9 protein-coding genes are annotated in these 13,667 nt (G+C 69.7%); 7 read left to right on the top strand and 2 right to left on the bottom strand.

Features of this window, described 5'->3' with window-relative positions; all coding sequences use genetic code 11:
* Positions 1–78 precede the first annotated feature (78 nt).
* The 7 genes from smc (at position 79) to I3K84_RS03520 (ending at position 12,312) form a co-directional block, all read left to right on the top strand.
* Positions 79–3,603: a chromosome segregation protein SMC gene (gene smc / locus I3K84_RS03490; protein WP_196995524.1), complete on the top strand. Its 3,525-nt coding sequence runs from the start codon at positions 79–81 to the stop codon at positions 3,601–3,603.
* A gap of 13 nt (positions 3,604–3,616) precedes the next feature.
* Positions 3,617–4,774, top strand: coding sequence for a cell division protein FtsZ (locus I3K84_RS03495; RefSeq protein ID WP_196995525.1), 1,158 nt, complete (start codon positions 3,617–3,619; stop codon positions 4,772–4,774).
* An 8-nt stretch (positions 4,775–4,782) separates the two neighbouring features.
* Entirely contained in the window at positions 4,783–5,157 is a 375-nt protein-coding gene (locus I3K84_RS03500; protein WP_196995526.1) for a hypothetical protein, read from the top strand.
* Positions 5,158–5,168: 11 nt separating this feature from the next.
* Complete coding sequence (gene ligA / locus I3K84_RS03505; RefSeq protein WP_196995527.1) at positions 5,169–7,364, top strand: NAD-dependent DNA ligase LigA; 2,196 nt, start codon at positions 5,169–5,171, stop codon at positions 7,362–7,364.
* The gene (locus I3K84_RS03510; RefSeq protein WP_172206804.1) at positions 7,365–8,315 is read left to right on the top strand and encodes a patatin-like phospholipase family protein; all 951 of its coding nucleotides are present in this window, start codon (positions 7,365–7,367) and stop codon (positions 8,313–8,315) included.
* Positions 8,316–8,553: 238 nt separating this feature from the next.
* Entirely contained in the window at positions 8,554–11,094 is a 2,541-nt protein-coding gene (locus tag I3K84_RS03515; protein WP_196995528.1) for a penicillin-binding protein 1A, read from the top strand.
* A gap of 15 nt (positions 11,095–11,109) precedes the next feature.
* Positions 11,110–12,312: an MFS transporter gene (locus tag I3K84_RS03520; RefSeq protein WP_196995529.1), complete on the top strand. Its 1,203-nt coding sequence runs from the start codon at positions 11,110–11,112 to the stop codon at positions 12,310–12,312.
* Here the strand turns inward: I3K84_RS03520 and I3K84_RS03525 are convergent.
* Positions 12,305–12,853 (bottom strand): NUDIX hydrolase, encoded by a 549-nt coding sequence (locus I3K84_RS03525; RefSeq protein ID WP_011805322.1) that lies wholly within the window; start codon positions 12,851–12,853, stop codon positions 12,305–12,307. The two genes, I3K84_RS03520 and I3K84_RS03525, sit on opposite strands and share 8 nt — an antisense overlap.
* A 70-nt stretch (positions 12,854–12,923) precedes the next feature.
* A complete protein-coding gene (locus I3K84_RS03530; protein WP_103738249.1) occupies positions 12,924–13,619 on the bottom strand; it encodes a fumarylacetoacetate hydrolase family protein in 696 nt (231 codons plus the stop codon).
* Positions 13,620–13,667: the final 48 nt, after the last annotated feature.

Here is a 13,667-nt window from a genome sequence, read left to right on the forward strand (position 1 = left end):
CATGCTGCCGACACGAGCGCCACGGTATGATTCCGGTCTTTCCTGCACCTGCGAACCGCCCTGTCCAACGCCTGACCCGTGCGTCTTAACTCGATCAAACTCGCCGGCTTCAAGTCGTTTGCCGAGCCCACCAACTTCATGCTGCCGGGGCAACTCGTGGGCGTGGTGGGCCCCAACGGATGCGGCAAGTCCAACATCATGGACGCCGTGCGCTGGGTGTTGGGCGAGAGCAAGGCCAGCGAGTTGCGCGGCGAGAGCATGCAGGACGTGATCTTCAACGGCACCACCAGCCGCAAGCCGGCCAGCCGTTCCAGCGTGGAGCTGACGTTCGACAACAGCGACCACCGCGCGGGCGGGCAGTGGAACCAGTTCACCGAGATTGCCGTCAAGCGCGTACTCACGCGCGACGGCACCAGCAGCTACTTCATCAACAACCAGCCGGTGCGTCGCCGCGACGTGCAGGACGTGTTCCTGGGCACGGGCCTGGGCCCGCGCGCCTACGCCATCATCGGCCAGGGCACGATCAGCCGCATCATCGAAAGTCGCCCCGAGGAACTGCGCCTGTTCCTTGAAGAAGCCGCGGGCGTGTCCAAGTACAAGGAGCGCCGGCGCGAGACCGAGAACCGCCTGTCCGACACGCGGGAGAACCTCACGCGGGTGGAGGACATCCTGCGCGAACTCAATGCCAACCTCGACAAGCTGGAAAAGCAGGCCGAGGTGGCCGCGCGCTACAACGCGCTGCAGCAGGACGTGACCCTCAAGCAGCACCAGCTGTGGTTCCTGAAGCGCGCCGAGGCGGAAAGCGAACAGGCCCGCGTGCGCACCGAGGGCCTGGCCGCCGTGAACGACCTGGAGTCGCGCATGGCCGACTTGCGCCATGTGGAGGCCGACCTGGAGACCATCCGCCAGGCGCACTACGAGGCGGGCGACAAGGTCAACCAGGCACAGGGGCGCCTCTATGAGGCCACGGCCGAGGTCGGCAAGCTGGAAGCCGAGATCCGCTACGTGGTCGAGGGCCGCCAGCGCGTCGAGCAGCGCCTGGTGCAACTGGCCGAGCAGATCGCCCAGTGGTCCGCGCGCAAGGAAGAGGCTGAAGCCGAAGTCGAGGGCATCGAAGGCGCCGGCATGAATGCCGAGGAGCAGGCCGAGGTCCTGGCCGCACAGGTCGAGGAGCAGGCGACACGCCTGCCCGAGCTGGAAGACGCCCTGCGCCAGAGCCAGCAGCGCAGCGACGAGCAGCGCGCCGCCGTGGCGCAGGTGCAGCAGCAGATCCAGGTGCTGGCGGCCGAGCAGCGCAGCCTGGACGAGCAAAGCCGCCAGTTGGAGGCGCGCCTGGAGCGCCTGCGCACCGACCGCAATGCCCTGGCTGCGCCCGACGAGGCGCGCCTGGCCAACCTGCGCCAGCAGTTGCAGCAGGCCGAGGAAGGCGCCGAGATGGCCGAGGCGCGCCTGGCCGAGCTGCAGGACAGCGTGCCCCAGCTCGACGAGGACCGCCGCGCGCGCCAGCAGGTCGTGAACCAGGAAACGGCCCGGCAGGCCGACCTGTCCGCGCGGCTGGAAGCGCTCAAGGCCTTGCAGGAAAAGGTCAAGGTATCGGCCAAGCTCCAGCCCTGGCTGGCCAAGCACGGGTTGGAAGGGCTGCAGGGACTGTGGAGCCGCATCCACATCGAACCCGGCTGGGAGAACGCGCTGGAGGCCGCGCTGCGCGAGCGCCTGGCCGCGCTGCCCGTGGGCCGGCTGGACATGGTGCGCGGCTTCCTGGGCGCGGGCGGGCAGGACGCGCCTCCGGCGCGGCTGGCTTTCTACAGCGCGCCGTCTGCGCCCGCGCCCGAAACCCCCGCTGGTTCATCACGCTTGTCGGATCTGCTGCGCGTGCACGACGCCGGGCTGCACGCCGTGCTCGTGGACTGGCTGCAGGGCTGCTACACCGCGCAGACACTGGACGATGCGCTGAACCGCCGTGCGCAGTTGCAGCCGGGCGAGGCCATCTATGTGGCAGCCGGCCATGCCGTGTGCGCGCACAGCGTGAGTTTTTATGCGCAGGACTCCGAGCAGTCCGGCCTGCTGGCCCGGGCGCAGGAGATCGAACACCTGGAGAAGGAGCTGCGTGCCCAGGCATTGATCGCCGAGGAGGCGCGCGCGGCGCTGGTACGTGCCGAGAGCCTGTACGCCGACGCGGCGCAGCGCCTGGTGGCCGCGCGCCGCGAGGCCAGCGAGGCCCAAGGCCGCGCGCACGAGCTGCAGGTTGAGACCCTGCGCCTGTCGCAACTGGCCGAGCAGACCCGGGCGCGCAGCGAGCAGATTGGCGCCGATCTGTCCGAGGTCGAGGCGCAGTTGGGCGACCTGCAGGAGCGCCGCGTCACCGCGGAGGCGCGTTTTGAAGAACTGGACATGCAACTGGCCGACAGCCAGGAGCGCCATGCGCAGCTGGGCGACCGTGTGATCGAGGCCGAGCGCCGCCTGGCCGAATGCCGTGAGCAGCAGCGCGCGCTGGAGCGCCAGGCACAGGAGGCGCAGTTCGCCCAGCGCAGCCTGCAGGCCCGCCGTGCCGAGCTGGCGCGCACCATCGACACCGCGGCCACGCAGGCACGCGCGTTGCACGATGAGCGCCAGCGCGCGCAGGACGAGCTTTCGCGCCTGTCCGATGCCGCCGCCCAGGGCGGCCTGCAGCAGGCGCTGGACCTGAAGATCGAGCGCGAAAAAGACCTGGCCGCCCAGCGCAGCCAGTACGACGACCTGACGGCGCGGCTGCGCGCCAGCGACGAACTGCGCATGCAGAACGAGCGCACGCTGGAGCCCCTGCGCGCACGCATCACGGAGTTCCAGCTCAAGGAGCAGGCGGCGCGCCTGGGCCTGGAGCAGTACAGCACGCTGCTGGCGGACGCGCAGGCCGACCTGGCGGCGGTGGAGCGCTCCATCCAGGACGGTGGCGTGCGCATGGCGGGGTTGCAGGGCGAGATCGACCGCCTGCACCGCGAGATCACGGCGCTGGGCGCGGTGAACCTGGCCGCGCTGGAGGAGTTGCAGCTCGCGCGCGAGCGCAAGGGCTTCCTGGACGCGCAGACCGAAGACCTGACGCTGGCCATGACCACGCTGGAGGACGCCATCCGCAAGATCGACGGCGAGACGCGCACCCTGCTGTCGGGCACCTTCGAGACCGTCAACGGGCACTTCGGCCGCATGTTCCCCGAACTGTTCGGCGGCGGCCAGGCCAAGCTCATCATGACGGGTGACGAGATCCTCGACTCCGGCGTGCAGGTCATGGCCCAGCCGCCGGGCAAGAAGAACCAGACCATCCACCTGCTGTCGGGCGGCGAGAAAGCACTCACCGCGATCGCGCTGGTGTTCGCCATCTTCCAGCTCAACCCCGCTCCGTTCTGCCTGCTGGACGAAGTGGACGCGCCGCTGGATGATGCCAACACTGAGCGGTATGCCAAGCTGGTGTCCAGCATGTCCAAGGGAACGCAGTTCCTCTTCATCAGCCACAACAAGATCGCCATGGAGATGGCCGAGCAACTGATCGGCGTCACCATGCAGGAGCAGGGCGTGTCGCGCATCGTGGCCGTGGACATGGAGTCCGCGCTGTCCATGGCCGAGGCCTGACCCCGTATTCACCATGAGCAACTTCCAACTTGGTCTCATCATCGCCGGCGCGCTCGTGCTGATCGTCGTCGTCGCCTACAACGCCTGGACAACCCACCGCAACGCGCCCAAGCGCCCGCGGCCGGCCGAGGCCGATCCCGCGCAGGAGCCGGTGGCGCGCCATGAGCCCGCCTTTGATGGCGCGGTCCTTACCGGCGCGGGGCTTACCGGCGCGGTGCTTACCGGCGCGGGGCTCACCGGCGCGGGGCTTGCCGGGAGCGGCGCCGAAGGCGAGGCCGAGCCCGGCTTTGACGGCCACGCCGTGGATCTGCGTGATGCGCTGGACCTGCCCGTGCCCACGGCCGAGCGCCGCGGCGGCCTGGATCCGCTGATCGACGCCATCGCCCCCATCGTGGCCGAGCAGCAGGTTTCGGGCGATGCGGCCCTGGCCGCGCTGCCGCCCACGCGCCGCGCGGGCAGCAAGCCGTTCGCGGTAGAGGGCTTCAACGACGCCGCGCAGCAGTGGGAAACCCCCCAGCCCGGCCAGCGCTACCTGCAGTTCCAGGCGGGCGTGCAACTGGCCAACCGCCTGGGTGCGCTCAACGAGATCGAGTTCTCCGAATTCGTCATGAAGGCCCAGGGCTTCGCCGACGCGATCAATGCCGCACCCGACTTTCCCGACATGCTGCACGAGGTGGCCCGCGCGCGCGAGCTGGACCAGTTCGCCAGCGAGCACGATGCGCAGCTCACCTTCGTGCTGCGGGCGCGCCACGCGGCCTGGAGCCCCGGCTACGTGCAGCAGAACGCCGCACGCCTGGGTCTCGTCGCCGGCGCCATTCCGGGCCGGCTGGTGCTGCCGGCGCAGGGGCCGGGCCTGCCGCCCGTGCTCACGCTGACCTATGACGCGCAGGCCGCCATGTCCGACGACCCCGAGCAGTCCGCCGTGCGGGACATCGTGCTGAGCCTGGACGTGGCCCAGGTCCACCGCTCGCAGCAGCCGTTCGCGCGCCTGCGCGAGGTGGCGGCCGCGCTCGGTGAGGCCATGGACGGGGTGCTGTGCGACCAGAACGGTACGCCGCTGCCTGCCATGACCATGGAGCCCATCGCCGCCGATCTTGAGCAGCTGTACGACAAGCTGGACAGCCGCGAACTCTCGGCCGGCTCCGCGCTGGCGCGGCGCCTGTTCAGCTAGGAACCGGCATGATCGACCTGCGCGCCCATGATGTGCGCTCTTTCCTCCCGGTCCAGGACTTCGCGCTGTCCAAGGCGTTCTACGCGGCCCTGGGCTGCACCCTGGAATGGTCGGACGAAGACTTGGCCCTGTTCCACCTGGGCGGGGCACGGTTCTACCTGCAGCGCTACTACGTGAAGGAATGGGCGGACAACTGCATGCTGCACATTTCCGTGCAAGACGCGGCCCAGTGCTTTGCAGACGTTTCGCAGCTCATCGGCACGGGCCGCTTTCCTGGGGCCCGCGTGTCCGCGCCGAAGCAGGAACCATACGGCGCGTGCGTGACCTACGTCTGGGACCCGTCGGGCGTGCTGCTGCACCTCGCCCAATGGGACCGGGCCTGACCCTTTCCGGCATGACTGAACAATCCGACCTTTTTCCGGCTCCCGCGCCCAAGGGGTCTGCGCTGGTAGCTACAAAAATCAAAGCGCTGCGCGAGCAGCTGAACCGCTGGGCGCACGAGTACTACGTCCAGGACACGCCGAGCGTGCCCGATGCCGAGTATGACCGCGCGTTCCAGCAGTTGCAGGCGCTGGAGGGCGCTTACCCCGACCTGGTGACGCCCGACTCGCCCACGCAGCGCGTGCTGGGCGCGGTGCTGGACGGGCTGACACCGGTGCGCCACCGCGTGCCCATGCTCAGCATCCGTACCGAAACCGACACCGCGGCCAGCGGCGCCCAAGCCTTCGACGCGCGCGTGCGCCGTGAACTGAAGCTGCCGCCCGATGCGCCGCCGGTGGAATACGTGGCCGAACCCAAGTTCGACGGCCTGGCGATGAGCCTGCGCTACGAGGGCGGGCGCCTGGTGCAGGCCGCCACGCGCGGTGACGGCGAGGTGGGCGAGGATGTGACGCACAACGTGCGCACCATCCGCCAGATCCCCCTGAGCCTGCCCGCCGGCGTGCCGCCGGTGCTGGAGGTGCGCGGGGAGGTCTACATGCGCCGCGCGGACTTCAATGCACTCAACGAACGCCAGCGCGAGAAGGGCGACAAGACCTTCGTCAACCCGCGCAACGCCGCCGCCGGCGCGGTGCGCCAGTTGGACTCAGGCATCACGGCGCAGCGGCCGCTGTCGTTCTTCGCCTACGGCCTGGGCGAGGTCACGCCCGCTGCCGAGGGCGGGCCCGACTTCGGCACGCACTTCGGCATGCTGCAGCAGCTCAAGGAATGGGGCTTTCCGGTCGCAGCCCAGGTACAGATTGCGCAAGGCGCTTCTGAACTCATAGCGTTCCATCAGCGTGTGGGGGCCGAACGGGACGCGCTGCCCTACGACATCGACGGCGTGGTCTACAAGGTCAACAGCCTGGCACTGCAGCGCCAGCTGGGCTTTGTGACGCGCGAGCCGCGCTGGGCCGTGGCTCACAAATACCCGGCCCAGGAGATGGTCACGCGCGTGGAAGGCATCGACGTGCAGGTGGGCCGCACGGGCAAGCTGACGCCCGTGGCGCGACTCGCGCCGGTGTTCGTGGGCGGCGTCACGGTGACCAATGCCACGCTGCACAACCTGTTCGAGCTGCGCCGCAAGAAAGTGCGCGTGGGCGACCAGGTGATCGTGCGCCGCGCGGGCGACGTGATTCCCGAGGTGGTGGGCGTGGTGCCGGCGGGCGCAGGCCTGGCAGTGCTGGCGGGCTCCGACGCGCTGGTGGACGCCGCCAGCAGCGCGGACGGCACCGCACCCGCGCAGCCGCTGGCGGGGCCGCGCCAGCCCTACGTGCCCAACTTCCGCATGCCGCGCCAGTGCCCCATCTGCGGCAGCGCCGTGGTGCGCGAGCCGGGCGAGGTCAACCACCGCTGCTCCGGCGGGCTGTTCTGCCCCGCGCAGCGCAAACAGGCGGTGCTGCACTTCGCCCAGCGCCGCGCCATGGACATCGAGGGCCTGGGCGAGAAGCTGGTGGACCAGCTCGTCGAGGGCCACGTGATCCGCACGCTGCCCGACCTGTACCGGCTCGGGCTGTCCAGCCTTGCGCAGCTCGACCGCATGGCCGAGAAGTCCGCGCAGAACGTGCTGGATGCGCTCGACAAATCCAAGCGCACCACGCTGGCGCGCTTTCTCTTCGGCCTGGGCATCCGCCATGTGGGCGAGGCCACGGCCAAGGACCTGGCGCGCCACTTCGGCCAGTTGGACGCCATCATGGATGCGGGCGTGGAGCAGTTGCTGCAGGTGAACGACGTGGGGCCCGTGGTGGCCGAGGCCATCCACACCTTCTTCGCGCAACCCCACAACCGCGAGGTGGTCGAGCAACTGCGGGCCTGCGGCGTCACCTGGGACGAGAGCGAGCCCGCTGCCGCCGCCACGCTGCCCCTGGCGGGCATGACCGTGGTGCTGACCGGCACGCTGCCCACCCTGGGCCGCGACGCGGCCAAGGACCTGCTGGAGTCCGCCGGTGCCAAGGTGGCAGGTTCGGTCAGCAAGAAGACGCACTACGTGGTGGCCGGCGCCGACGCGGGCAGCAAGCTCGCCAAGGCGCAGGAGCTGGGCATCCCCGTGCTGGACGAGGACGGGTTGCATGCGTTGCTGCGGGGCACACCGCCCAACGCAGGTGGGGCCTAGATGGCACTGACCCGCCGCGCCCCACGGCTGGGCCTTGCGCTGGGCAGCGGCTCGGCGCGCGGCTGGGCGCACATCGGCGTGCTGCAGGCGCTGCGGGAGGAGGGCGTGCGCCTGGACGTGATCTGCGGCTCCTCCATCGGTGCGCTGGTGGGCGCGGCCTACGCGGGGGGCGAACTGGAGCGCTTTGCCGACTGGGTGCAGGGCCTGGGCCTGCGCGATGTGTTCGGCTTCATGGACTTCAATCTGTCGGGCGGCATGCTCAAGGGCGAAAAGCTCATCGCCTTCTGGCGCCGCAACTTCGCCGATTTCGACATCGACGCGTCGCCGCTGCCCTTCGGCGCGGTGGCGACCGACCTGCACTCGGGTGCCGAAGTCTGGCTGCGCCACGGCTCCATCGCCGACGCGGTGCGCGCTTCCATCGCGCTGCCGGGCCTGTTCACCCCCGTGAACCACACCGACGGGCGGCTGCTGGTGGATGGCGGACTCGTCAACCCCGTGCCCGCATCGCTGGCCCGTGCCATGGGTGCGGACATCGTCATCGCCGTGGACCTGAATTCCGACATCCTGCACCGCCACATGCATCCGCTGGCGGTGGTGCGCGAGCCGCAGGCCTCCGTGCCCACGGATGCGGCGCCGGTCCCCGGGCCGGAGCCGGTACCCGAACCGCTGGTCAGCGCCGACTGGATGCGCCGCCTGAAGTTCTGGGCGCCCGCCAGCGGCGAGGCGCCGCCTCCCAAGCCATCGGCGCTGGACGTGATCATGACCAGCGTGAACATCATGCAGATGCGCATCACCCGCAGCCGCATGGCGGGTGACCCGCCCGAGGTGGTGATCGCCCCGCGCCTGGCGCATTTGGGCCTGCTGGACTTTCACCGTGCCAGCGACGCCATTGCCGAGGGCCGGCGCGCCGCCCATGCCAGCCTGCCGCAGTTGCGCCAGTTCATGGGCTGACGCGGTGGCACGGGCCACCGGGCGGTCAGTGGCATCTGTACAGCGGCCCAGCCTTGCGCGGGATTGGCGGTATAAAGCAGGCCCGGCCCGTCGCCAGGCGCCGCGGCTGGTGCGGCGACCGGCGCGTGTTCTGCCTGCCGCGCATGGCCGGGCACCCCTGTCTACGCATTGCTTCTGAATTCATAGCTGCTAGCGCTTGCTGATCAAGCGCTACAGGCCATTTTTGCCCATAAATTACATGGATTTTTCCACGACCCTGCGAGCCCGCTGGGCCCGCCTGCGGCCCGCGCTGGCGCAACTGTTGCATCGGCCCGAGCGCTGGCTGTCCGCGCATGGCCTGGTGTGGCTGCTGGCGGCGCTGGCGTTGGCCGGCGTGCTGTATGTGCTGGCGCTGATCCCGTTCACGCCGGGGATCAGCGACATCCGCAAGGCCAAGAGCGACCAGCCTGCGCAACTGGTGTCTGCCGACGGGCGGCTGCTCGCCGAGTACCGGTGGGTGAACCGCGAATGGGTGCCGCTGGAGACCATCGCCAAGCCCGTGGTCGATGCGCTCATCGCCACCGAGGACCACCGTTTCTACGACCACTTCGGCCTGGACTGGCGGCGCACGCTGTCGGCCGTTGTGCGCACCGTGGGCGGTGACAAGCAGGGCGGCTCCACCATCACCCAGCAGCTTGCGCGCAATCTCTACCCCGAGGACATCGGCCGCGCGCCCACGCTCACGCGCAAGATCAAGGAGGCGATCACCGCGCTGAAGATCGAGTGGCTGTACTCCAAGGACGAGATCCTGGAGACCTACCTGAACACCGTGCCCTTCCTCTACAACGCCTACGGCATCGAGATGGCGGCGCGCACGTACTTCGACAAGTCGGCCGACAAGCTCAACGTGCTGGAAAGCGCCACGCTGATCGGCATGCTCAAGGGCACGGCCTACTACAACCCGGTGCTCAACCCCGAGCGCGCGCAGGCCCGGCGCAACACCGTGCTGGCGCAAATGGCCAAGCGCGGCAAGCTCTCGCAGGCGGAATACGAGCGACTGATCAAGCGCCCGCTGCGCATCCGCTTCGAGCGGCAGGCCGAGGTGGCGGGACTTGCCCCGCACCTGGCGCAGCAGCTGCGCCGCCAGCTCATCGACTGGGCCGACCGCAACGGCTACAGCCTGTATTCCGATGGGCTGGTGATCCGCACCACCATCGACGGGCGGCTGCAGGAGATGGCCAACCGGGCCGTGCAGCAGCAGGGCCGGGCGCTGCAGGGCGTGGCCGACGGTGCGTGGGCGCCGCGCAGCGCCTGGGGCCCCAAGAGCGCGCTGGTGCAACAGCTGGTGCGCGAGTCGCCCCAGTACGAAAAGGCGGTGGCCGCGGGTGCCGCACCCGAGGAGGCACTGCGCGAGCTGCTGGACGACGGCAGCTTCCTGCGCACGCTGCGCCAGTCCAAGACCCGCGTGCAGGCCGGCTTCATGGCCATGGACCCGCGCAGCGGTGCGGTGCTGGCCTGGGTGGGCAGCCGCGACTACGCGACCGATCCGTTCGACCACGTGCAGGCTGCGCGCCGCCAGCCGGGCTCCACCTTCAAGCCCTTCGTGTACGGCGCGGCCTTCGCGATGGGACTGCAGCCGACCGACACGCTGCTGGACACCGCGGTGGAGATCCCCCTGGGTGGCAAGCGGGTCTGGCGCCCCACGGACGGCCGCACGCCGCCCAGCGAGGAGCCCATGACGCTGCGCGACGGGCTGGCGTACTCCAAGAACACCATCACCGCACAGCTCATGCAGAAGGTGGGGCCGGCGCGCGTGGTGCAACTGGCCCGCGCCATGGGCGTGCGCGAGTCCGAACTGGAGGCCGTGCCCGCGCTGGCGCTGGGCACGAGCTCGGTCACGCTCAAGGAGATGGTCGCCGCCTACGGCACCATCGCCAACGGCGGGCGTTACCTGGCACCCCGGGTCATCACGCGCATCGAAGACAAGGACGGCAAGCTGCTGGAGGAATTCAAGCCTGCATCGCCCGAGCGCGCGCTGGACGTCACCGCCGCGCAGCAGCTGCGCGACGCGCTGCGGGGCGTGGTGGACAAAGGCACGGGCGCGGCCATCCGCAGCCGCTACGGCATCACGGCGGACGTGGCGGGCAAGACCGGCACCACGCAGGACAACACCGACGGCTGGTTCATCCTGATGCATCCGCAGCTCGTCGCGGGGGCCTGGGCGGGCTTCAACGACGGGCGCATCACCCTGCGCAGCGACTACTGGGGGCAGGGCGCGCACAGCGCGCTGCCTATGGTGGGCGACGTGTTCCGCCAGGCCCTGCGCGCCAAGGTCATCGACGCGCGCGAGCGCTTCGTGGATGAGGAGGAAAGCTCCTGGATCGGCTCGGCCGCGGGCACGCTGCGCAACTGGGTCTATGACCTGTTCGGCCGACCCACGGGTGAGCAGGCCGGCCCGGCGGGCGCTCCGGCGCCGCAGCCCGAACTGCCGCAGACGCCGGCGCCGGCCGGCAGCGCCCCGCCGCCGGAAGAGCGCCCCGAGATCACGGATGCGCCCCTCGTGCCGCTGCAGGAGGTCACGCCCCGCCCCGCGCCGGCCGAGCCGCCGGTGTGGGTGACCGAGCCGGATGCACCGTTGCCGGTTCCGCCAGCCGCTGCTCCGGCGGCGCCCCCGGCGCCACCCGGTGCCGGCCCCACCGTGCCGCAGGTCGTTCCTGGCGTGGTGGTCGATCCCGTGCAGCGTGGCGTGGTCGTCCCCCGGCCGCAGGACAACGCGCCGTTCTTCGTCGAAACCCGCTGACCACGGCCCTTTGGCATGCAGACGCCGCTCCAACCCTCGCCAGCGCGCATCCCCGCCGCCGTATGGGCGCTGGGCCTGGTGAGCATGCTGATGGACATCTCGTCCGAGATGATCCACAGCCTGTTGCCGATGTTCATGGTGGGCGCGCTGGGCATGTCGGCCTTCGCGGTGGGCCTCATCGAAGGTCTGGCAGAAGCCACGGCGCTGATCGTCAAGGTGTTCTCGGGCACGCTCAGCGACTATCTTGGCAGGCGCAAGGGGCTGGCGTTGCTGGGCTATGGGCTGGGGGCGGTCACCAAGCCGCTCTTCGCGCTGGCTTCGGGCGCCGGCTTGATCGTGACGGCGCGCCTGATCGATCGTGTGGGCAAAGGCATCCGCGGCGCACCGCGCGATGCGCTGGTGGCCGACGTGACCCCGCCGGAGATTCGCGGTGCCGCGTTCGGCCTGCGCCAGTCACTGGACACGGTGGGCGCCTTCGTCGGGCCGCTGCTGGCCGTGGGCCTGATGCTGTTGTGGGCCAACGACTTTCGCGCCGTGTTCTGGGTGGCGGTGGTGCCGGGCGTGCTGTCGGTGGCCATGCTGGCCTGGGGCGTGCGCGAGCCTGCGTCCCAAGGGGGCGTGCGCCGCACCAACCCCATCCGGCGCGAGAACATCCGCCGCCTGGGGCCCGCCTATTGGTGGGTGGTGGCCGTGGGTGCGGTGTTCACGCTGGCACGTTTCAGCGAAGCCTTCCTGGTGCTGCGCGCCCAGAACATCGGCATACCCATGGCACTCGTGCCCCTGGTGATGGTGGCCATGAACCTGGTGTATGCGGCGGCGGCCTATCCATTTGGCAAGCTGTCGGACCGCGTGAGCCACACGCGGCTGCTGGCCTGGGGCCTGGTGGTGCTGATTCTGTCGGACGTGCTGCTCGCAACGGCCCAGCACTGGACCCTGGTGATTGCCGGCGTGGCCGTGTGGGGCATTCACATGGGCATGACGCAGGGCCTGCTGTCGGCCATGGTGGCGGATGCAACTCCGGCCGACCTGCGCGGCACGGCCTATGGCGTGTTCCACCTGGCCAGTGGTTTGGCCATGCTGGTGGCCAGCGCGGTGGCTGGGTTGCTCTGGGATGCCGTGGGGCCGGCGGCCACGTTCTGGGCGGGCGGTGTGTTTGCGGCGCTGTGCCTTGCGGGTCTCGGTTGGCGCAGCGCAGGGGCTGGCCGCTTGCTCAGGTGATGTCGATGCAGTGCATGCCGAAGTGCCCCGCGCGACGGTCGGCAAAGAACTGCTCCAGCGTGTGCTTGACGGTGCGAAACGCGATCTCGTCCCAGGGGATCTCGTCCTCGGTGAACAGGCGTGCCTCGATGGTCTCGTGGCCGGGGTCGAAGCGGTCGCTGAGCAGCGTGGCCAGGTAAAAAAGGTGCACCTGACCCGCCTGCGGCACGTTCAGCAGCGAAAACAGCGGGCCCATCTGGATTTGCGCGCCCGCTTCCTCGTCGGTTTCGCGCGCGGCGCCCTCGACGGTGGTCTCGTCCAGTTCCATGAAGCCGGCCGGCAGGGTCCACTTGCCCCGGCGCGGCTCGATGTTGCGCTTGCACAGCAGCACGTGGTCCCCCAGTACCGGCACCGTTCCCACCACCATCAGCGGGTTTTCGTAGTGGATTACGTTGCAACTGGGGCAGACGGCGCGCTCGCGCGTGTCACCGTCGTCGGGCACGCGGTAGGCCACGGCCGTTCCGCAGGCGCGGCAATGCTTGATGGGGCGGCGGAAGTTCATCGGTATATGAATAAAAAACGGCTGCAGCGCTTATGGGGAAAGCGCTAGCAGCTATTTTTATGATAGTGAATCAGGCCACGGCCACGCGCAGCGTGCCCAGGCCGTCGATGCCGCCTTCCAGCACGTCGCCGCGCACCACCGCGCCCACCCCCTCGGGGGTGCCGGTGAAGATCAGGTCGCCGGGCTGCAGCTCCCACGCGGCGGACAGGTGTTCGATGGTCTCGGCGATGTTCCAGATCAGCTGGCCCACGCTGCTGCGCTGGCGGTCCGTGCCGTTGACCTGCAGCCAGATGGCTGCTTGCTGCACGTCGCCCGCCTGCGCCGCGGGCGTGATCGGGCCGATGGGCGCGCTGGCCTCGAAGCCCTTGCCGATGCACCAGGGGCGGCCCTGCTTCTTCATCTCGCCCTGCAGGTCGCGACGCGTCATGTCCAGGCCCACGGCGTAACCCCAGATGTGCGACAGCGCGTCGGCCGCGGCGATGTGCTTGCCGCCCTTGCCGATGGCCACCACCAGCTCGATCTCGTGGTGCAGGTCCTTGGTCAGCGTGGGGTAGGGCATCTGGCCGGTCTCGCCCGGGTTCACGGGCAGCACGGCGTCGGCGGGCTTCATGAAGAAGAACGGCGGCTCGCGGCCGGTGAAGCCCATTTCCTTGGCATGCTCGGCATAGTTGCGGCCCACGCAGTAGATGCGGTGCACGGGAAAGCGCTGGGCAGAGCCCACGACGGGCACGCTGGCCTGCGGTGCGGGAGGGATCACATAGCTCATGGTTCTCTCGGTGGTAGCGGCGGTGTGAAGGGATGAAGCAGTGTGCCA

It is taken from the genome of Diaphorobacter sp. JS3051, assembly GCF_015832135.1.
Taxonomy (GTDB): Bacteria; Pseudomonadota; Gammaproteobacteria; order Burkholderiales; family Burkholderiaceae_C; genus Diaphorobacter; species Diaphorobacter nitroreducens.